Genomic DNA, 19,652 nt, shown 5'->3' on the forward strand with positions numbered 1-19,652 from the left:
TACTTGCCGTCAATCTACTTTCTTGCGGGTGACCCGATCTCGGCGGATACTCCTGTCCATGACCGCAGAGCAGCGCCCCCAGGACCCCGTCGACGCGATCATCGAGCAGTGGGCGCGGGTGCGGCCCGATCTCGACACCGCCGGCATGGAGGTCTTCGGACGCGTCTTCCGGCTCGCACGCGCCATGGGCGACCGGATGGAGAAGGAGTACGCCAAGTACGGGATCTCACGAGGGGAGTTCGACGTCCTCGCCACCCTGCGCCGCTCCGGGGAGCCCTACACCCTCTCCCCCCGCCAGCTCTCGGCCACGCTGATGCTCACCACCGGCGGGATGACCGGCCGCCTCGACAAGCTGGAGCGTGCGGGACTGCTCCGCCGCTCCCCCGACCCGCACGACCGCCGCGGACTGCAGGTCACGCTCACCGAGGCGGGTCTGCGCCTGATCGACGCGGCGGTCGGCGCGGGTCTCGCCGCCCAGACGGAGGCCCTGGCCACCCTGGACGGGGAACGGGCGGGGGAGCTGGCCGGTCTGCTGCGGGAGCTGCTGCTCGCGACCGAGCGGTAGGAACCCGCCCCTCCTCAGCCGACGTGCGCGGCGAGCGCGGCCTCGACGTCGGCCGCGCCGGCGGAGTCCGACGCCCAGGCCACATATCCGTCGGGACGCACCAGCACGGTCGTACGGCGGCTCCCGGACGCCCAGCGCTCCACCGCCAGCCGTTCCTTGCGGGCGCCCCCGTCGTCGTACGGCTCCGGCGTGATCAGTACGAAGCGGCCGCCGCGCAGCGCCCGGTGCAGGCGGCCTCCGCCTCCGAGCGCCACGTCGGGGACGCGCAGGCCGGTCATGCGGTGGGCGCCGAGGGGCGCGGCGTACCGGATGCCGACGCCGGTGACCTGGCCGAGCGCCCTGCGGCGGACCGGGGCGGCACGGGTGACCACCGCGGCCAGGGCCGCGCGCAGCGCCAGGGTCGTGGAGCGCCGGGCCATGGCGAGCCGGACGATGCCGCCGCTGCTGCGCAGCACCGCCCGGCCGACCGGGTGCCGTTCGGCGTGGTACGTGTCGAGCAGGGACTCGGGGGCGTGGCCGTCCAGCACCTGGGCGAGCTTCCAGCTCAGGTTGGCCGCGTCCTGCATGCCGGTGTTCATGCCCTGTCCGCCGGCCGGGGTGTGCACGTGCGCGGCGTCCCCGGCGAGGAGGACGCGGCCCACGCGGTAGGCGGGCGCCTGGCGTTCGTCGCTGTGGAAGCGGGACATCCAGCGGGCGTCGTGCATGCCGTGGTCCCGGCCGAGGGCGAGGCGGGTGATCTCCCTGATCTCTTCGAGGTCGAGGGGGGTGTCGTCGGGGACGTCGCGGGCCCGGTTCCAGCCGATGACCCGGTGGTAGCCGTCGCCGAACGGCGCGAGGAAGGCGAAGGCGTCCCCGACGGCGTTCACGGTGAGCAGCGTCTCCGGCCGCTCGGCGAGCCGTACGTCCGCCAGGACCACGGACCGGATGACGGAACGTCCGGGGAACGGCAGCCCGACCGCCTCCCGTACGGTGCTGCGCATTCCGTCGGCGCCGACGACGTACGCGGCCCGCAGTTCCCCGCGCTCCCCGCCGGGGCCCTTCGTCCTGACCGTCACGCCGTCCGCGTCCTGGGTCAGCCCGGTCGCCCCGGTCTCGTACCGGAAGTCCGCGCCGGCCTCGACGGCCCGCCGCAGCAGGGCCTTCTCCACCTCGTACTGCGGGATGACCAGCAGGTGGGGGAAGCGGGAGGGGAGCGCGCGGAGGTCGAGTTCGAGCCGGTCGTACAGGCGCAGCCGGTCGAGCGGGCGGCCGACCGCCTCCAGCTCGTCGGCCAGGCCCCGCACGTCGAGCTGTTCGAGGGTGCGGGCGTGCAGGACGAAGGCGCGGGAGAGGTTGCTGATTCCGCGGGCGCGCTTCTCGACGACGGTGACGGGGACGCCGGCGGTCGCCAGGTCACCAGCCAGCAGCAGGCCGGTGGGGCCGGAACCGACCACGATCACGGTACGGGTGGTGCCGTTCATCAGGACCTCCTCGGTGCCATCTGTGAGGAGATCGTGCCGCGGCGGAAGGCGCAAGGGCGCTTTTCGGCAGCACTGAGGGCGCCGGCCCCGCGTGCGGCGGTGGCGGCGCCCTCTTCAAGAGCGGGTGAGCCCCGGGTCAGACCTTGGCTTCGGCCTTGGTGCTGATGTTGGAGCTGGTCGTGTCCTTCTTCTTGTGCGACTTGTCGCCGACCATCACCAGGGCGGCGATGATCACGAACAGCGCGATCGGGGCCACGACGTAGAGGCCCAGCGTCTCGACGACGCTCAGGCCGGTGCCGGGGTCGTCACCGTCGTCGCGGGTGAGCGCGAGCGCGGGGGACGACATGAGCAGCATCATCAGCGTCGTACCGGCTGCCAGGGCGCCGGCGCGCAGGGCGTTCTTCTTGTCCACGGTGCCCAAACTATCCAACGCGGGCGGGGTTCGCGCGGGCGGGGTGCCGTAAGCCGCCCCGGCGGGCAGCCGACGCCCCCGCCATCCGCGGACAGCCGCCACCGCTCCCCGCCCTCCGCGGGCAGTCGTGCCTCCCCCAGTGCCTTAAGGGCCTGGGAGGTGCCCCCAGGGCGGCACGGGTGGGAGGTGGGGGTATACCTCCCGCTCATGGGGGTCCCTCCCGCTCGAGCGAAGCCGAGAGTGGGGGAGAAGCCGAGAGTGGGGGAGGCACCCCGCAAGCGCCGGGCCGCGCGAGCACCCCCCGCCCGGCACCGACCCCGTGAGCGCCAGCGCGGGGGTTACGGGGGCCGCCGCCCTCGTAACCCCCGCTTCGGCCCTGGACGGGCCTCCTCCTCAAACTCCCCCAGCGGGGGCACCCCCGGACGGGCTGTCCGGCCTCAGCACATCCACAAGAGCCCGCAACCTCGCCGAACCCGCCAGTTCCTCCAGTGTCACCGGCCTCCCCCGCGCGTCCGCGACCGGCAGCCGCCAGTTCGGGTACTGGTCCCACGTACCGGGCAGGTTCTGCGGGCGCCGGTCGCCGATGCCGTCGGGAAGCCAGACCCCGATCATCCGGGCCGGCGTACGCAGCAGGTACCGGTGGACGGCCTGGACCTCGGCCTCCTCGGAGGCCCCCGCCCCCATAAGCCCCAGCCGTACGAACAGCTCCCGCCACTCCGCCGTGTCGGCCGCCGCCTCCGCCCGCTCCTCCGCCGGCGACCGCGTGAGCAGCCCCAGACCGTCCCGCAGCTCCACGTGCTCCCCGCTGAGCCGCGCGGCCGTCGGCGGCAGGTCGTGGGTGGTGGCGGTCGCCAGGCAGTCCGCGCGCCAGTCGTCCGGCGGCAGCGGGCGCCGGTCGCCGTCCCAGTCCCGTTCGAACCACAGCACCGACGTGCCGTACACCCCCCGCTCGCGCAGCGCCTCGCGCACGCCGGGCTCGACGGTCCCCAGGTCCTCGCCGATCACCATCGCCCCGGCCCGGGACGCCTCCAGGACGAGGACGGCGAGCATCGCCTCGGCGTCGTAGCGGACGTACGTGCCCTCCGTGGGCGGGTGGCCCTCGGGGACCCACCAGAGCCGGAACAGACCCATGACGTGGTCGATGCGCAGGGCTCCCGCGTACCGGAACAGCCCTCTGAGCAGGGCGCGGAACGGGGCGTACCCGAAGGCGGCGAGCCGGTCGGGGCGCCAGGGCGGCAGGCCCCAGTCCTGGCCGCGCGCGTTGAAGGCGTCCGGGGGCGCGCCGACGGACATGCCGGCCGCGAAGTACTCCTGCTGCGCCCAGGCGTCGGCGCCGCCGGGGTGGACGCCGACGGCGAGGTCGTGGACGATCCCGACCGGCATCCCGGCCTCGCGCGCGGCCCGCTGGGCGGCGGCGAGCTGGGTGTCGGTGAGCCAGACGAGCCGGGAGTGGAAGTCGACGCGGTGCGCCAGTTCGCGCCGGGCGCGGGCGGTCTCGGGCGATCGCGGGTCGCGCAGTGCGGCGGGCCAGCGGTGCCAGTCGGCGCCGTGGGCCTCGGCAAGCGCGCACCAGGTGGCGTGGTCCTCCAGGGCCCGGCCCTGTCCGGTGCGGAAGTCGTCGTAGGCGGCGCGGCGACCGGGCCCGAGCGGGACCCGGTGCACCAGTTCCAGCGCTTCCCGCTTGGCCTCCCACACGGCGTCCCGGTCGATCAGGGCGCCCTCGTCCAGCACCGCCTCGCGCAGCCGTCCGGCCCGCTCCAGCAGGGTGCGTACGCGGTCGCGGTCGTCGACGTACGCGAACTCGGGGACGTCCTCGATCCGCAGGTGGACGGGGTCGGGGAAGCGGCGGGAGGAGGGGCGGTAGGGGGAGGGGTCGGTCGGGGGGCCGGGGACGGCCGCATGCAGGGGGTTGACCTGGACGAATCCGGCCCCGAGGGCGCGTCCGGCCCAGCCGGCGAGTTCGCCGAGGTCGGCGAGGTCGCCCATGCCCCAGGAGCGGCGGGAGAGGAGGGAGTAGAGCTGGACCAGGAGGCCGTACGAGCGTCCGGGCGGCGCGGGGAGCCCGGTCGGGGCGACGATCAGGTGGGCGCGGGCGGTGCGGCCGTCGGGGGTGGTGGCGGTCACCTCGTGCACACCGGGCGGGAGGTGTCCGGCGGACGCGCGGGTCTCGCCCTGTTCGGTGCGGACGTGCAGCCGGGTGTCCTCGGGGAGCGCGGCGAGGGCGGCCGGGGTGCCGGCGCCCCAGCCGACCACGGTGGGGGGCAGCAGCCGCTCGCCGAGTTCCCGTTCGCGGGTGGTGAGTGCGGCGCGTACGGCCTCCGGGGTGGTCGTGTCCACGCCGAGGGCGGCCAGCGCGAGGGTGACGGCGGTGGCCGAGGCCTCGACCGTGCGGTCCGGGGAGGGGTGGTACGAGGTGGCGACGCCGTGCAGGGCGGCGAGCCGGGACAGGTCCTCGGAAGGGGGCTCGGCCGGCCGTGGCGCGCTCACCCTAGGGCTCCGGGCGGTACTGGGCCGGGAAGGAGTCGAGTCCGGAGGAGTCCGAGGTGTCCAGGAAGGCGTCGGACTCGCTGGTCAGGGGGGTGGCGTCGGCGAGCGGCGGTTCGCTGGTGAGGGGTTCGGCGTCGGGCAGCGGGGGTTCGCTGGTGAGCGGCGCCTCGGCGCAGGATCCTTCCGCGCTGAAGACGCAGAAGTGCGGCTCCTCGAGGTCGGCGGAGGGCTCCGCCGCGGGTTTGGACAGGGCCGGGGAAGGGACGTGAGCCGGTGCAGCCACAGGTGGCCTCCTCGTCGAGCACGGCGCGCGGATCACGCGGGGCGTGCGGGTCGTGCGGGTTATCCCGCAGCCCTACCCAGGGGGCGCGATGCCAGACGCACAAAGTCTTCCAACGTGGTCCTGATCACATTCTCCCCCCGTCCCCTCCCTCCGCAGCGGGACAAACGCGCCACAACGGCCACTCTCATTGACACGTTCACCGCAGAAATGGTGGGCTCGGGCTTTCTCGGTAACGGAATGGACACGGCCGTACCGGCCACCGGGCCGGGTGGCCCGTCGAGCGACCAGGAGGGCCCCGTGCGGCTACGGCGTGGGAGGACGGCGAACGCCAGGAGGACCGCCCTCGCCCTCGCCGTCCTCGCCGGAACCCTGGGTGCCGGATCCCTGGGCGGCGCGCCCGCCGCCGTGGCCGCGCCGCCCGCGCCGGGCACCACCGCGTCCCCGTCTCCGGCCGCCGGCCCGGTGCGGGCGGCGGAGCCGTCCGTGTGGCCGCGGCCGCACTCCCTGCGCGCGAACGGCGCCCCGGTCGCGGTGACCGAGGAGGTCGCCCTGACCGCGGACGCGACGGCCGACCCGTACGCCCTCGACGCACTCCGCGCGCTGCTGCGGGAGGCGGGCGCACTCCGGTTCACCGCCCCCGGCTCACAGGTGCCCGAGGGGGCGCTCGTGGTGCGCGTGGGGACGGAACGCGCCCCGGGCGACCCCCGGCACGCCCTCCCCGCCGGCGGCTACGCGCTGACCGTCGGCAAGGGTGCCGTCTCCCTGACCGGCGCGGACGGCGACGGCCAGTTCCACGCCGTACAGACCCTGCGCCAGTTGCTGCGCCCGGACGGCGCCACGCTCACCGCGGCCGTCGTACGCGACTGGCCCGGCACCGCCGTGCGCGGCATCACCGAGGGTTTCTACGGCACCCCGTGGACGCACGGGCAGCGGCTGGCCCAGTTGGACTTCATGGGCCGCACCAAGCAGAACCGGTACCTCTACGCGCCCGGCGAGGACCTCCACCGGCAGGCCCGCTGGCGGGAGCCGTACCCGGCCGGGCGGCGGGCGGAGTTCCGGGAGCTGGCGGAGCGGGCGCGGCGCGACCACGTCACGCTCGGCTGGGCGGTGGCGCCGGGGCAGGCGATGTGCTTCGCCTCGGACGACGACCTGCGGACGCTGACCCGCAAGCTGGACGCGATGTGGGCGCTGGGCTTCCGCGCCTTCCAGCTGCAGTTCCAGGACGTCAGCTACAGCGAGTGGCACTGCGGGGCGGACGCCGGCCGGTTCGGGTCGGGGCCCGACGCGGCCGCCCGCGCCCAGGCGCACGTGGCGAACGCGGTGGCCCGGCACCTGACGGAGCGCCACCCGGACTCCGCCGCCCTGTCCCTGATGCCCACCGAGTTCTACGAGGACGGCCCGACGGCGTACCGGCGTGCCCTCGCGGAGGAACTGGACGCGGGCGTCGAGGTGGCGTGGACCGGGGTCGGGGTGGTGCCGAGCACCATCACGGGCGGCCAACTCGCCAAGGCCCGGGAGGTGTTCGGGCATCCGCTGGTGACCATGGACAACTACCCGGTGAACGACTACGCCCCCGGCCGGATCTTCCTCGGCCCCTACCAGGGCCGCGAACCGGCCGTCGCCGCGGGCTCGGCCGCGCTGCTCGCCAACGCGATGGAGCAGCCCGAGGCGTCCCGCATCCCCCTGTTCACCGCCGCCGACTTCGCCTGGAACCCGCGCGACTACCGCCCCCAGGAGTCCTGGCGGGCCGCGATCGCCGACCTCGCCGGCGGTGACGCCCGGCGCGGGGAGGCCCTGGCCGCGCTCGCCGGGAACACCGCGTCCTCGGTGCTGGGCGGCGAGGAGTCGGCGTATCTGCGGCCGCTGCTGGAGGCGTTCCGGCGGACCCGTACGACCGCCCCCGGCACGGGCGGGACGGAGGAGGCGGCGCGGCTGCGGGCGGCCTTCGCCGTCCTGCGCGAGCTGCCGGACCGGCTGTCCGGGACCGGGCTCGCCGCCGAGGTCGACCCGTGGTCCCGGCGGCTGGCCCGTTACGGAGAGGCGGGCACCACGGCCCTGGACCTGTTCCGCGCGCAGCGGGCCGGGGACGCGGGCGCCGCCTGGACGGCGTACCGGCGGCTGGGCGAGCAGCGGGCAGGACTGGAGTCCTCCCGGGCGACGGTCGGCGAGGGGGTGCTGGACCCGTTCCTGAGCCGGGCGCAGAAGGCGTACGAGAGCTGGGCGGGCATCGACCACGAGCCGCCCGAGCGGTCCGGCGGCGACCGCGGCGTCCTCGACCTCCCGCGCGCCCGCACGATGGACGCCGTGACGGTGCTCACCGAGCCGGGCACACGGGGGGCCGTGGAGGTCCGTGTGCCGGGCGAGGGGTGGCGCCGCCTGGGCGCGCTGTCCGCGTCGGGCGCCACCGAACTGCCGCCCGGCGACGGCCCGGTGGACTCCGTCCGGGTCACCGGCGCCGACGCCTCCCGGGTCCGCCACCTGGTCCCCTGGTACGCGGACGCGCCCGCCGCCTCCCTGGAGCTGTCCGACGACCGCGCGGACACCGACATCGGCGGTACCCGACGGCTGACGGTCGCCCTCGGCTCGCTGCGCCCCGACGAGGTGCGCGGCAGGCTGACCGTGGACGCCCCGAAGGGCATCGACGTCCAGGTGCCGAAGGACGCGCTGACCGTCCCGCGCGGCACACCGGTGGAGGTACCGGTCGAGGTGACCGTGGAACCGGGCACGCCCACCGGGTCGTACGGCATCCGGCTCGCCTTCGCCGGCACGACCCGCACGCCGACGGTCCACGCCGTCCCCCGCACCGCCGGCCCCGACCTGGCCCGCACCGGCCGGGCGAGCTCCTCGGCCGACGAGACACCCGACTTCCCGGCCCCGGCGGCGAACGACGGCGACCCGGAGACCCGCTGGTCGTCCCCGGTCGACGCCGACGCCTGGTGGCAGGTCGAACTGGAGCGCCCGGTGCGGCTGGGGAAGGTCGCGTTGCACTGGCAGGAGGCACACCCGTCGGCGTACCGCGTGGAGGTGTCGGCGGACGGCCGCACCTGGCGCACGGCGGCGACGGTCCAAGGCAGCCGAGGCGGCCGGGAAACCGTCCGCATGGACGAGCCCGGCGTGCGCCACATCCGCGTCCAGGGCGAGAAGCGGGCGACGCGGTACGGCTACTCGCTGTGGTCGGTGGAGGCGTACGCGGTCGCCCGGTGACCGGGCCGGCCGATGCCGTGAACCGGCGTCCCCGCGGCCGTCGATAGACGGGGTGTGAGACTGTTCCGCCCCGTGGGGGGCCATCGGGAGAAGGACGAAGGGGACTCCGACGCGGCGCTGCTGAGGGCGGTCGCGGGCGGGAACCCGGCGGCGATGGCCGCGCTGTACGACCGGCACGCGGGGTGGCTGTACGCACGGCTGAACCGGCGCTGCGCCGATCCCGAGACCGTCCGGGAGGTGCTCCAGGACACGTTCGTCACGGTGTGGCGGTCGGCGGACACCCACCGCGGCGAGCAGGCCGGCGGCTGGCTGTGGACCATCGCCGCGCGGCGACTGGTCGACGCGTACCGGACGCAGGAGCGGGCCGCGCGGCTGCGCACGGCGCCGATGGAGGAGGCGTGGGACGGGGGCACGCCGGCCGGGGCCGTGTCGCCGTCCGCCGAGGACCGGGTGCTGGCGGGGCTGGAGTACGGGGACGTGGGCACCGCCCTCGACCGGATCTCACCCGAACTGCGGGAGGTGCTGCGCGCCACGGTCGTCGACGGGCTGAGCACCCGTGAGGCCGCGCGGCTGCTCGGCATCCCCGAGGGGACCGTCAAGTCCCGTGCGATGCGCGCCCGCGCCGAACTGCGGGCGGTCCTGGCCCGGATGAACCCGTCGCCGTTGGGAGGTCCGGCATGACCGGCTGGCACGCGTCCGACCACCTCGTCACCCGTTACGCCGACGGCTCCCTGCCGGAGTCGGACGCGTGGTCGCTGGAGAAACACCTGGAGTGCTGCGGCGGCTGCGCGCGGCGCGTCTCGCAGGCGGTACGCGCGACGGGGGCGGGCCCGGTCCTGGCCGGCATCCGTGAGGCAGTCCTGACCGACGTCCGCGAGACGGCACGGACCGACATCGACACGGCGGCCCGAACCAGCCTCCACGAGACGGCACGGACCCGCATCGGCGCGGCGGCCCGGACCGAGGCGTACAAGGCGACGCCGGCCGGTGCTCCCGGAGCAGCACCGGTGGCCGTACCGACGGCCTCACCCGCGCACGGCCCGGTCTCCGGGGCGCCGGCTCCCGCGCGCCCCGCCGGATTCCCGGCCCGGGCGGCCCGGCCGGGGGCGCTCCGGTGGCCGTCCGCCGGCCCGAGAACCGTGCGCGTGCTGTGGGCCCTGGGGCCGGCCGTGCGCGGTGCCTGGCTGCCGGCCGTGCTGCTCGTCGCCGTCGGCGCCGTCGCGCTCGCCCACGGGGCCGGCTTCGCCCACGCACGGCCCTGGCTGCTGGCCCTCGCCCCGGTCGTGCCGGTCGCCGGGGTCGCCCTGTCCTACGGGCCGCACGCCGACCCGATGCACGAGATCACCGCGGCCACACCCTCGGCCGGGCTGCGGCTGGTCCTGATGCGCACGGCCGCCGTACTGGCGGTGAGTCTGCCGCTGCTGACCCTCGCCGGGGCGCTGCTGCCGTCCACGGACGCCCCGAACGCCGCCGCCTGGCTGCTGCCCGGTCTCGCACTGACCCTGGCCTCACTGGCCCTCGCCGGATACGTCGGCCTGCGCGCCGCCACCGCCGCGACCGGCGGTGGCTGGCTGTGCGCCGTCCTCGGTCCGGTGCTCGCCACCCCTGGCGGGCCCACCGACGAGCTGGGCCTGCGGCTGTCCTCGTACCTCGGCGGCGCACCGGCGCAGGGGGGCTGGGCGGCCGCGGCCCTCCTGTCCGCCGCCCTGCTGGCCGCGCGCCGCCCCGCCTTCCACTTCCTGGAGAAGAGTTGAGTACGGCTCCGCACACCGCTTCCCGCCCCGTGCCCGAAGCACCGGATGCCACCGTCCGGACCACCGGTCTGCACGTCCGGCACCGCAGAACCGTCGCCCTGGACTCGGTGGACCTGGACTTCGGCCCCGGCGTGCACGGTCTGCTCGGCCCGAACGGTGCCGGCAAGACCTCGCTGATCCGCGTCCTCGCCACGGTCGCCGAACCGTCCGGCGGCCGGGTGGAGATCCTGGGCCACGACACCCGCGACCACCGGCGGCGCGGCGAGGTCCGCCGCCACCTGGGCTATCTGCCGCAGGACTTCGGCTACTACCCGGGCTTCACGGTGCGGGAGTTCGTCGCCTACGTGGCCTGGCTGAAGGAGATGCCGGCGGACCGCGTCCCGGCCGCCGTCGAGCGGGCCGTCGCCCGCGTCGGCCTGGCCGACCGCATCGACGCGAAGGTGCGCGGACTGTCCGGCGGCATGATCCGCCGCGTAGGCATCGCCCAGGCCGTCGTGAACGATCCCCGGGTGCTGCTCCTCGACGAGCCGACCGCCGGCCTGGACCCGGAACAGCGCGTGGAGTTCCGCGAACTGCTGCGCGAACTGGGCGCCTCGTCCGCCGTCATCGTCTCCACCCACCTGGTGGAGGACGTGGCGGCGGCCTGCACGGAGGTCACCCTCCTCGACGCGGGCCGGGTCGCCTACCGCGGGACGCCCCCCGCACTCGCCGCTCTCGGCGAGTCGTCGGGCGGCCCCGGCGACCACCCGATCGAGCGCGGCTACACGGCGGCCCTGCGGGCGCACCGTGCGTCCGCGGCACGGGCGGACCGGCCGTCGGCTCCCGAAGGGACGGCCCGATGACCCTCCTGACGGAACGGACACCCGCGGAACGCGGTGCGCCGCCGCGCCCGTCCCTCTCCCGGCATCCCCTGCGGGCGGAGGCCGTGCGCGGTTTCGCCCCCTGGGCCGGAACGGCGATGACGCTCACACTCGTGGTGGCGCTGGCGGCCGGATCGGAGCGGTGGCAGGGGGGCTGGGCGGAGACCCGCGACCATGTGCACACGGTGGCGATGGTCCTCGGTGTCCCGCTGGCCCTGGCGGCCGGATGCTGGCAGGGCGGCCGGGAACGCAGGCGCGGGACGGGGGAGTTGCTGGCGACGGCCGTGCGCGGCCGGACGGCGGCGTTCCTCGCGTCGGCCCTGCCGGTCGCGTTGTGGCTGGTCGCCGGGTACGCCGTCGCGACGGCGCTCGCGCTGCTCGCCACCTGGTACTGCGCCATGGGTGACCGGCCCCACCTGGGCACGCCGCTCGGGGACGCCGCCGTCCTGGCGTCCGCCGCACTGACCGGGCAGGTCGTGGGCCGTCTGGTGGCCTGGCGGCTGGCGGCGCCGCTGCTGGCGGCGGCCGGGTACGTCGTGCTCGGCGTCGTCGGGTACGGCGATCGCGGCTCCGCCGGTCATCTGTCGCCCTTCACCGACCACCCGTCGGACTCCGTACCGGTGTGGTGGCAGCCCCTGGTGACGGTGGTGTGGACGGGCGGGCTCACGGCTGCCGCGGTCCTCGCGTACACCGCGCGCCGCCGCGCGCTCGCCCTGCTGCCGCTGGTGGCCGCGGCAGCCGCCGGGACGCTGCTCGTCCAGACCGGCGACGGCCTGTGGCGCACCGATCCACTCGCTCGGCGTCAGGTGTGCGACACCTCCACCACCCCGCAGATCTGCGTGAACGCCCGCTACGAGGAGCTGCTCCCCCAGATCACCGGGGCGCTGTCCGGGATGACGAGCCGTCTGGAGGGCGTGGAGAACCTGCCGGTGCGCTTCGAGGACCGGCGGGGCCGGCCGGGACCGGACGAGGTGGAGCTGCCGATGATCACACCGATCGGCTGGTCCGTCGTACGGGGGCGGCTCACCGATCCCGAGGAGTACGCGTGGGCGGCGGGGATGACGCTGCAGGGCCGCGGGGAGTGCGACGGGGTGGCGCCGCGGGTGGCCGCCGTGGACGACGCCGTCGAGTACTACCTGGCCCCCAGCCCGCTGCGGCGGCAGTTCGACGAGCAGGACGCGCGGGGCAGCGCCGCCGAACGCGCCGAGCTCGGGGAACGGCTCGCGGCGCGCGGGCGTCTGGCGTCGATGGGTGAGGAGGAGCGCCGCGCGTGGCTGTCGGCGTACTTCGCGACGCGGGACGAGTGCGGCCGGAACGGGGTGCCGGCGCTGTGACGCACGGCTTCCTCCTGTATGCCCGCGCGCGCACCGTTCCGCGCACCGTGCTCGTGCTCGTCGCGACCGCCGCCCTCGCCGTCCTGGGTGCCCGGAACCTGAACACGTATCTGGACCCGTCCCGGCAGGTCCCGGTCGTCGCGCTGGCCCCGCTGTTCGCGGCGGCGGTGATCGGCACCGGTCTGCACAGCGCGTCCGACGAGCTGGACCGCACCGCCGTGCGCCCCTGGTGGCACCGGCGCCTGGCCCATCTGCTGGCGCTGACCGGCGGCGCCGCGCTGCTGCTGGCGGCGGCCGTGTACGGGCATCCTTCCCCGTTCGGTCCTGCGGCCATGATCCGCAACACCCTGGGGTGCGCGGGCCTCACCGCGGGCGCGGCCGCCCTGCTGGGGGCCCGGCTGAGCTGGCTGCCGGTCTTCGGTTACGTCAGTGCCGTGTACATGGGGTCGGCTAACGCGCGCGGCCCTCTGGTCCCGGTGTGGGCGTGGCCGGTGCAGCCCGCCGCGCAGCGCATCGCCTGGGTGACCGCCGCCGTACTCCTGGTGGCGGGCTCGGCGCTGTACGCCGTACGCGGGGCACGGCCCGAGGGACGGCGCGACTGACGAGCCGCGCGGGGGGCTCGCCGCGGTCCCGGGGGAACGGGGGTCCCCCGGGGCCGGGCTGTTTCGTCGTCCTGAGCGGGCGAAGGCGTGCACCCCCTCTGAAAAGCGAGAGCGTCTCGGCCTCCGGTGTTCACGTTCCGCTCATTCGAGTGCGCGAGTCGCGTTCGCCCGCCGGATGCTCACTCTTTTCGGCAGGGGAGGTGTCATGGGCTCTCGGGGAGTCATGTCCCGCCGGGTGGTCCAGCCGGTCAGTACTCGCCGGGGACGTCGCCCTCGCCGTGTCGGAGTCGATGACCGACGCCCTGCCGCACGGCAGCGTCCGGGGACGGCTCGTCCGCGTGCACATCACCCTCGGTCACCGCATCCCGCGGGTCGCGCGGCGCGCGGCCGCCGAGGCCGCGCCCGGCCGGGGAAGGGGGCGCCGGGCCGTTCGGACGGGGACTCCTCCTGGCCGAGGCCGTCGCCACGCGGTGGGGCCGGGAGCCGCGGGCCGTCGGCGGGACGGTGTACGCCGAGTGGGACGTTCCCGCCCCGGGGCCCGTCCGCACAAGCGTGAACACCTGACGTCGAAGTGTTCACGCTCACGCGGAGCACCCCCGGAGCCGGGCCCCTGTCGTACGTGGGCCCGGACACGGCGTCAGGCGGAGATGCCGTCGATCCGGGCCATCGCGTCGTCCGCGCCGTACGGCTGCAGGTAGGGCAGCCAGCGCGGGTCCCGGTGGCCGGTGCCGATGATGCGCCAGGCCAGGCCGGTGGGCGGGGCGGGTTTGTGGCGCAGGCGCCAGCCCAGCTCGATCAGGTGGCGGTCGGCCTTCACGTGGTTGCAGCGACGGCAGGACGCCACCACGTTGTCCCAGACGTGCTTGCCCCCGCGACTGCGCGGGATGACGTGGTCGACGCTGGTTGCGACGCCACCGCAGTACATGCACCGGCCCCCGTCACGGGCGAACAGCGCCCTGCGGGTGAGCGGGACGGGACCCCGGTAGGGGACCCGCACGAAACGCTTGAGCCGGACCACGCTGGGTGCGGGGACTGTGATGGTCGCGCTGTGCAGATGGGCGCCGGTCTCCTCGAGGCAGACTGCCTTGTTCTCGAGGACGAGCACGAGCGCGCGGCGGAGCGGTACGACGCCGAGCGGCTCGTACGACGCGTTGAGGACCAGGACATGCGGCACGGACGGCCTCCTTGTACGCCGGCGGCGCGTGGCTCGCGCCGGGACGATCCGTAGTCAGTCTCCCCTCATGCCTGGTGAACGCGCCACCATGTCCCGGTAACGGGCTGGGAGTGTTTTCGACCACATCCCGATTCATCCCCAGGATCATTGCCTGTTCAAGCGCGGGTGAGGACGGTCTCTTCTTCACACATGGTGCCGATCCCCGCACAATGCCCCGTTAGTGTGGTGGTTCTGCCCGTCCGGTGACCCGATCGTGACCTTGAAGACCTTGACCGCCGCGCCGGGGGCAGACATGCACCTGGAGGTACCTGCCGTGTCCTTGTCCGCCGTCCTGTCGGCCGCCGACCCGTCGCCGTCGCCCTCGGAGTCCGGGACACCGCGGGTGCCCTCGCTCCAGGACGCCCAGGAGAGTGCCACGAACGCCGCCGGCTGGGTCGAGGAGAACTGGTCGACATGGCTCGCGATCGGGCTCAGGGTCCTGCTGATCCTGGTGATCGCGATGGTGCTGAGAGTCGTGGTGCGGCGGGCGATCACCAAACTGGTCGACCGGATGTCCCGGACCGGCCAGGCGGTGGACGGCACCGCGCTCGGCGGTCTGCTGGTCAACGTCGAGCGGCGCCGGCAGCGCTCGCAGGCGATCGGCTCGGTGCTGCGCTCGGTGGCGTCGTTCCTGATCATGGGCACGGCCGCACTGATGATCCTCGGCACCTTCCAGATCAACCTGGCCCCGCTGCTGGCCTCGGCCGGTGTCGCGGGTGTGGCGATCGGTTTCGGCGCGCGCAACCTGGTGACGGACTTCCTCTCCGGCGTCTTCATGATCCTGGAGGACCAGTACGGCGTCGGCGACACGATCGACGCGGGCGTGGCCTCGGGCGAGGTAATAGAGGTCGGACTGCGGGTGACCAAGCTGCGCGGTGACAACGGCGAGATCTGGTACGTCCGCAACGGCGAGGTCAAGCGCATAGGCAACCTCTCCCAGGGCTGGGCGACCGCGGGCGTCGACGTCACGGTCCGTTCCGACGAGGACCTGGACCGGGTGAAGGCCACGCTGAGCGAGGTCGCCGAGAAGATGGGCAAGGAGGAGCCCTGGAACGAGCTCCTGTGGAGCCCGATCGAGGTGCTCGGCCTGGACTCGGTGCTGCTGGACTCGATGGTGGTCCGCCTCTCCGCGAAGACCATGCCCGGCAAGTCCCTGACGGTGGAGCGGGAGCTGCGCTGGCGCGTCAAGCGGGCCTTCGACGCGCGGGGCATCCGTATCGTCGGCGGCGCCACGGCCACGGAGGACGTGGAGGCCGCCGACCCGGCGGCGGGCGTGGCGCCCCCGTCGGTCTACGCGAGCACGATCTCCCCGCAGTCGGTGGCGGCGTCCCCGCTGCCCCCGCCGACGAGCACCACGAAGTAACCGCCGGCTCGCGAAGGGCGGCATCCGGGACTCCCCGGGTGCCGCCCTTTCCCGTACCGCTCTTGACGCTCCCTCCGCACCGGGCTTACGCAAGGGTTTCGTCTCCTCTCCCGGCTGAGGCCGGGGTGTCCACGAAAGGACTCGGATGAAACTCACCGTGGTCGGCGGGGGCTCGACCTACACCCCCGAACTCGTCGACGGTTTCGCCCGGCTGAGGGACACGCTCCCCCTCACCGAGCTGGTCCTCACCGACCCGGCGACGGAGCGCCTGGAGCTGATCGGCGCCCTGTCCCGCCGCATCTTCGCCCGTCAGGGCCACCCCGGCACCATCACCACCACCGCCGACCTGGACGCGGCGGTGGACGGCGCCGACGCCGTCCTCCTCCAGCTCCGGGTGGGCGGCCAGGCGGCCAGGCAGCAGGACGAGACCTGGCCCCTGGAGTGCGGCTGCGTGGGCCAGGAGACGACCGGCGCCGGGGGCCTGGCCAAGGCGCTGCGCACGGTCCCGGTCGTCCTGGACATCGCCGAGCGCGTCCGTCGGGCCAACCCGGGCGCCTGGATCATCGACTTCACCAACCCCGTGGGCATCGTCACCCGGGCCCTGCTCCAGGCCGGCCACAAGGCGCTGGGCCTGTGCAACGTGGCCATCGGGCTCCAGCGCAAGTTCGCGGCGCTCCTCGGCACCGACCCGGCCGGCATCCACCTGGACCACGTGGGCCTGAACCACCTCACCTGGGAGACGGCGGTACGTGCGGGCGGCCCGGCGGGGGAGGACGTCCTCCCCCGCCTCCTCTCCACCCACGGCGACACGATCGCCGCCGACCTCCGCCTCCCCCGCCCCCTGCTGGACCGCCTGGGCGTGATCCCGTCCTACTACCTGCGCTACTTCTACGCGCACGACGAGGTCGTACGGGAACAGCGCACCAAGCCGTCCCGGGCGGCCGAGGTGGCCGACATGGAACGCCGCCTCCTGGCCCTCTACGCCGACCCGGCGCTCGCCGAGAAACCGGCGCTGCTGTCCCGACGGGGCGGCGCCTACTACTCGGAGGCGGCCGTGGACCTGGCGGCGGCGCTCCTCCGCGGCGCGGGCTCCCCCCACCAAGTGGTCAACACCCTCAACGACGGCACGCTGCCCTTCCTCCCCGACGACGCGGTGATCGAAGTACCGGCGACGGTCGGCCCGGAGGGCGCGACGCCCCTCCCCGTCGCCCCCGTGGACCCGCTGTTCGCGGGCCTCATGGCCGATGTCACCGCGTACGAGGGCCTGGCCCTGGAGGCGGCCCTGCACGGCACCCGGAACCGGGTCTTCCGTGCTCTCCTGGCCCATCCCCTGATCGGCCAGTACGAGTACGCCGACCGGCTCACCGACGACCTCGTCGCACACAACCGGGAGCACCTCACGTGGGCCTGACCGCGGGCGTCCTCGCCATCGACGCCGGGAACAGCAAGACGGACGTGGCGGTGGTCGCCCACGACGGGACGGTGCTGGGGACGGCGCGGGGGGAGGGGTTCCGGCCGCCGGCCGTGGGCCTGGAGGCGGCGATGTCCGCTCTCGCCGAGGCCGTCGACCGGGCGCTCGGCGCCGCCGGCGTCCCCGCCGTCTCCCACGTCTCGGCCTGCCTGGCCAACGCCGATCTGCCCGTCGAGGAGCAGCGGTTGGCGGCGGCGCTGGTGGAGCGGGGCTGGGGCGCGAGTGTCGAGGTGCGCAACGACACGTTCGCGATCCTGCGGGCGGGGGTGGCCGAGCCCCGGGGGGTGGCTGTCGTCTGCGGGGCGGGCATCAACTGTGTGGGGATGCTTCCCGACGGCCGTACGGCACGGTTTCCGGCGGTGGGGCGGATCTCGGGGGACTGGGGCGGGGGTTGGGCGCTGGCGGAGGAGGCGCTGTGGTACGCGGCGCGTGCCTGGGACGGGCGGGGGGAGCCCACCGCTCTGGTCCGTGCCCTGCCTTCCCACTTCGGGCTTCCCGACATGCCCGCTCTGATCGAGGCACTGCACCTCGAGCATGTGCCTGCGGCCCGACGGCACGAGCTGACTCCGGTGCTTTTCGCCGTGGCGGCGGAGGGGGACGGGGTGGCGCGGGCGCTCGTCGACCGGCAGGCCGAGGAGATCGTGACGATGGCCGTCGTCGCGCTGACGCGGCTGGAGCTCTTGGAGGAGGAGACGCCTGTGCTGTTGGGAGGCGGGGTGCTGGCGGCGCGGCACCCCCGGCTCGACGACCGTGTACACGGCCTGCTGGCCGCCCGGGCACCCAGGGCGGTACCCCGGGTGGTCACCGCGCGCCCTGTACTGGGTGCGGCCCTGCTGGGGTTGGACCACCTGGACGTGCCCGCGGAGGCGCACGAGCGTCTGCGCGGGCATTTCGAGCCCTGACGTTCTTGCTGTGGGCCGGGGGTGGGCTCGCGCCCCCGGCGCCGTACGGGGTGCCCCGCGCCGGTGTGGACCGGGGGTGTTCGCGCGGCCCGGCGCCGGCGGGGCGCCGCGGGCGCCCGGGTGGGAACCGAACTGATTTCCCGGGCGTGTTCGTGGGCAGGGTGGGGGCGGGGGTTTCGGTGGTCGCGCTGCGATCGGATCAAGATCGTGCCAAGGCCGGTGCATATGTCGGTCGCGGCGGCGATACTTGCCGCGAGGGATGACCACGGGGGAGGTCACATGACACACACGCCGAACGGCACGGCGCCACCCGGCACCGCCACGCCCGTGCCCACGCTGTCGGCGGTACCGCCCCAGCCCACCCCCACCACCCGCACCCCGCCACCGCCGGAGGCCCGCCGCACCGCCTTCGCCGAGGGCGTCGACCGCCTCCGCAGGGCCGCCACCACCGAACCCGGCCGTCTCCGCATCATCGGCGCGCTCCTCGCCGCCCTCGTCGTCGCCTTCGGCGCGGTGACCGCCTGGCAGATGACCGACCGGGCCGCGGCCGCCGACGACGTCCTCACCAGCAGCCAGCCCCTCAGCTCGGACGCCGCCGACATCTACCGCTCCCTCGCCGACGCCAACACCGCGGCGTCCAGCGGCTTCCTGGCCGGCGGTCAGGAGACCGCCGCCTCCAGGGACCGCTACGAGAACGACATCCGCACGGCCGCCGCGAAACTCGTCAACGCCGCGGCCAACTCGGATCCCGGCTCCCCCTCCGCGAAGACGATCACCAAGCTCAACCGCCTGCTCCCCGAGTACAAGGGCCTGGTGGAACGCGCCCGCACCTACAACCGTCAGGGCTTCCCCGTCGGCGGCGCCTACCTGCGGTACGCGAACGAGAAGATGCAGAAGGAGATGCTCCCGGCGGCGGAGGACCTCTACACCAAGGAGAACCAGCGCCTCCGCGACGACTACGCGGACGCGACCCCCTACCCCTGGCCCGCCATGGCCCTCGGCGTCGTCGCCCTGGCCGCCCTCGCCTGGGCCATGCGCCGCAACTACCTGCACACCAACAGGGTCCTCAACCACGGCCTGGTGGCGGCGACAGCGGCAGCGGCGGTCGTCCTCCTCTGGCTGACGGCCGGCCACACCCTCGCCCGCTCGGGCCTCGACGACTCCTACGACCACGGCGTCCGCTCGCTCAACGTGCTGCACGACGCCCGGATCGCCTCCCTGAAGGCGAGGGGCAACGAGAACCTGACCCTGGTGGCCCGGGGCGCCGAGACGACGAAGGTCGGCGACGAGACGTTCGACGCCTACGACCACGACTTCGGCCGCGACATGGACACCCTCGGCAAGGGCCTGGCACAGGCGCGGCGCCTCGCGGACGACGCCGACGGCGAGAAGCCGGTCGACTCGGCGGTGGGCAACATGACGGAGTGGAAGAAGCGCCACGCGGCGGCCCGCGAGCAGGACGAGAACGGCAACTACCAGCAGGCGCTGGACATGGTGATCGGCGCGAAGGGCGCGACCGGCGAGTGCTTCGACAGCGTCGACAAGAACCTGGCCACGGCACTCACGCACGAGGAGAAAGAGTTCGAGCGGGCGGCCGGCGACGGCCGGGACGCGCTGACGGGCCTGCCGGCCGGCGCGGCCGTCCTCGCCGTACTGGGCGCGGCCGGCGCGGTGCTGGGCATCGGCCGCAGGCTGTCGGAGTACCGATGAACAAACGCGTGAACGAGCCGAAGGGGGCCATG

16 protein-coding genes are annotated in these 19,652 nt (G+C 74.7%); 11 read left to right on the forward strand and 5 right to left on the reverse strand.

Features of this window, described 5'->3' with window-relative positions:
* Nucleotides 1-58: 58 nt before the first annotated feature.
* Nucleotides 59-565: a MarR family winged helix-turn-helix transcriptional regulator gene (locus ACFV5H_RS25125; RefSeq protein WP_385048028.1), complete on the forward strand. Its 507-nt coding sequence runs from the start codon at nt 59-61 to the stop codon at nt 563-565.
* A 14-nt stretch (nt 566-579) separates the two neighbouring features.
* Here ACFV5H_RS25125 and ACFV5H_RS25130 read toward each other — a convergent pair whose 3' ends face one another.
* From ACFV5H_RS25130 to ACFV5H_RS25145, 4 genes are all read right to left on the reverse strand, one after another.
* Entirely contained in the window at nt 580-2,025 is a 1,446-nt protein-coding gene (locus ACFV5H_RS25130) for an FAD-dependent monooxygenase (RefSeq protein WP_385048025.1), read from the reverse strand.
* Nucleotides 2,026-2,161: 136 nt separating this feature from the next.
* Nucleotides 2,162-2,437, reverse strand: coding sequence for a hypothetical protein (locus ACFV5H_RS25135; RefSeq protein WP_385048022.1), 276 nt, complete (start codon nt 2,435-2,437; stop codon nt 2,162-2,164).
* Between the two features lie 393 nt (nt 2,438-2,830).
* A complete protein-coding gene (gene malQ, locus ACFV5H_RS25140; protein WP_385197368.1) occupies nt 2,831-4,924 on the reverse strand; it encodes a 4-alpha-glucanotransferase in 2,094 nt (697 codons plus the stop codon).
* A gap of 1 nt (nt 4,925) precedes the next feature.
* Nucleotides 4,926-5,207 carry a hypothetical protein gene (locus tag ACFV5H_RS25145; RefSeq protein ID WP_385197370.1) on the reverse strand — a complete coding sequence of 94 codons (282 nt, stop codon included), beginning with the start codon at nt 5,205-5,207 and terminating at the stop codon, nt 4,926-4,928.
* Between the two features lie 297 nt (nt 5,208-5,504).
* Here ACFV5H_RS25145 and ACFV5H_RS25150 point away from each other — a divergent pair, with 297 nt between their 5' ends.
* From ACFV5H_RS25150 to ACFV5H_RS25175, 6 genes are read left to right on the forward strand one after another with little or no spacing between them, the layout of a single operon-like run.
* The gene (locus ACFV5H_RS25150) at nt 5,505-8,411 is read left to right on the forward strand and encodes a beta-N-acetylglucosaminidase domain-containing protein (protein ID WP_385197371.1); all 2,907 of its coding nucleotides are present in this window, start codon (nt 5,505-5,507) and stop codon (nt 8,409-8,411) included.
* Between the two features lie 54 nt (nt 8,412-8,465).
* Nucleotides 8,466-9,092: an RNA polymerase sigma factor gene (locus ACFV5H_RS25155; RefSeq protein ID WP_385197373.1), complete on the forward strand. Its 627-nt coding sequence runs from the start codon at nt 8,466-8,468 to the stop codon at nt 9,090-9,092.
* Nucleotides 9,089-10,165, forward strand: coding sequence for a zf-HC2 domain-containing protein (locus ACFV5H_RS25160; RefSeq protein ID WP_385197374.1), 1,077 nt, complete (start codon nt 9,089-9,091; stop codon nt 10,163-10,165). Before ACFV5H_RS25155 ends, ACFV5H_RS25160 begins: the two co-directional genes overlap by 4 nt.
* A 29-nt stretch (nt 10,166-10,194) precedes the next feature.
* Nucleotides 10,195-11,007, forward strand: coding sequence for an ABC transporter ATP-binding protein (locus ACFV5H_RS25165; protein WP_385048007.1), 813 nt, complete (start codon nt 10,195-10,197; stop codon nt 11,005-11,007).
* The gene (locus ACFV5H_RS25170; RefSeq protein ID WP_385197375.1) at nt 11,004-12,359 is read left to right on the forward strand and encodes a hypothetical protein; all 1,356 of its coding nucleotides are present in this window, start codon (nt 11,004-11,006) and stop codon (nt 12,357-12,359) included. The genes ACFV5H_RS25165 and ACFV5H_RS25170 overlap by 4 nt, the downstream gene beginning before the upstream one ends.
* Entirely contained in the window at nt 12,356-12,961 is a 606-nt protein-coding gene (locus ACFV5H_RS25175; protein ID WP_385048001.1) for a hypothetical protein, read from the forward strand. The genes ACFV5H_RS25170 and ACFV5H_RS25175 overlap by 4 nt, the downstream gene beginning before the upstream one ends.
* Nucleotides 12,962-13,598: 637 nt before the next feature.
* Here ACFV5H_RS25175 and ACFV5H_RS25180 read toward each other — a convergent pair.
* Nucleotides 13,599-14,135, reverse strand: coding sequence for an HNH endonuclease (locus ACFV5H_RS25180; RefSeq protein WP_385047998.1), 537 nt, complete (start codon nt 14,133-14,135; stop codon nt 13,599-13,601).
* Between the two features lie 313 nt (nt 14,136-14,448).
* Between ACFV5H_RS25180 and ACFV5H_RS25185 the strand changes: the two genes are divergently transcribed.
* The 4 genes from ACFV5H_RS25185 to ACFV5H_RS25200 all read left to right on the forward strand — a co-directional run bounded on the left by ACFV5H_RS25185 (nt 14,449) and on the right by ACFV5H_RS25200 (nt 19,620).
* Complete coding sequence (locus tag ACFV5H_RS25185; protein ID WP_385047996.1) at nt 14,449-15,537, forward strand: mechanosensitive ion channel family protein; 1,089 nt, start codon at nt 14,449-14,451, stop codon at nt 15,535-15,537.
* Nucleotides 15,538-15,682: 145 nt separating this feature from the next.
* A complete protein-coding gene (locus tag ACFV5H_RS25190; protein ID WP_385197376.1) occupies nt 15,683-16,948 on the forward strand; it encodes a 6-phospho-beta-glucosidase in 1,266 nt (421 codons plus the stop codon).
* Nucleotides 16,939-17,910 carry an N-acetylglucosamine kinase gene (locus tag ACFV5H_RS25195; protein ID WP_385197377.1) on the forward strand — a complete coding sequence of 324 codons (972 nt, stop codon included), beginning with the start codon at nt 16,939-16,941 and terminating at the stop codon, nt 17,908-17,910. The genes ACFV5H_RS25190 and ACFV5H_RS25195 overlap by 10 nt, the downstream gene beginning before the upstream one ends.
* A gap of 279 nt (nt 17,911-18,189) precedes the next feature.
* A complete protein-coding gene (locus ACFV5H_RS25200; RefSeq protein ID WP_385197379.1) occupies nt 18,190-19,620 on the forward strand; it encodes a hypothetical protein in 1,431 nt (476 codons plus the stop codon).
* Nucleotides 19,621-19,652: the final 32 nt, after the last annotated feature.

Origin of the sequence: Streptomyces sp. NPDC059787, assembly GCF_042732315.1 — a bacterium.
GTDB classification, from domain to species: Bacteria; Actinomycetota; Actinomycetes; order Streptomycetales; family Streptomycetaceae; genus Streptomyces; species Streptomyces atrovirens.

What these genes read in the sequence shown, in the direction of transcription:
- ACFV5H_RS25125 (WP_385048028.1), top strand. Translation starts at nt 59, where the DNA reads ATGACCGCAGAGCAGCGCCCCCAGGACCCCGTCGACGCGATCATCGAG.
- ACFV5H_RS25160 (WP_385197374.1), top strand. Translation starts at nt 9,089, where the DNA reads ATGACCGGCTGGCACGCGTCCGACCACCTCGTCACCCGTTACGCCGAC.
- ACFV5H_RS25130 (WP_385048025.1), bottom strand. Translation starts at nt 2,025, where the DNA reads ATGAACGGCACCACCCGTACCGTGATCGTGGTCGGTTCCGGCCCCACC.
- ACFV5H_RS25200 (WP_385197379.1), top strand. Translation starts at nt 18,190, where the DNA reads ATGACACACACGCCGAACGGCACGGCGCCACCCGGCACCGCCACGCCC.
- ACFV5H_RS25170 (WP_385197375.1), top strand. Translation starts at nt 11,004, where the DNA reads ATGACCCTCCTGACGGAACGGACACCCGCGGAACGCGGTGCGCCGCCG.
- ACFV5H_RS25190 (WP_385197376.1), top strand. Translation starts at nt 15,683, where the DNA reads ATGAAACTCACCGTGGTCGGCGGGGGCTCGACCTACACCCCCGAACTC.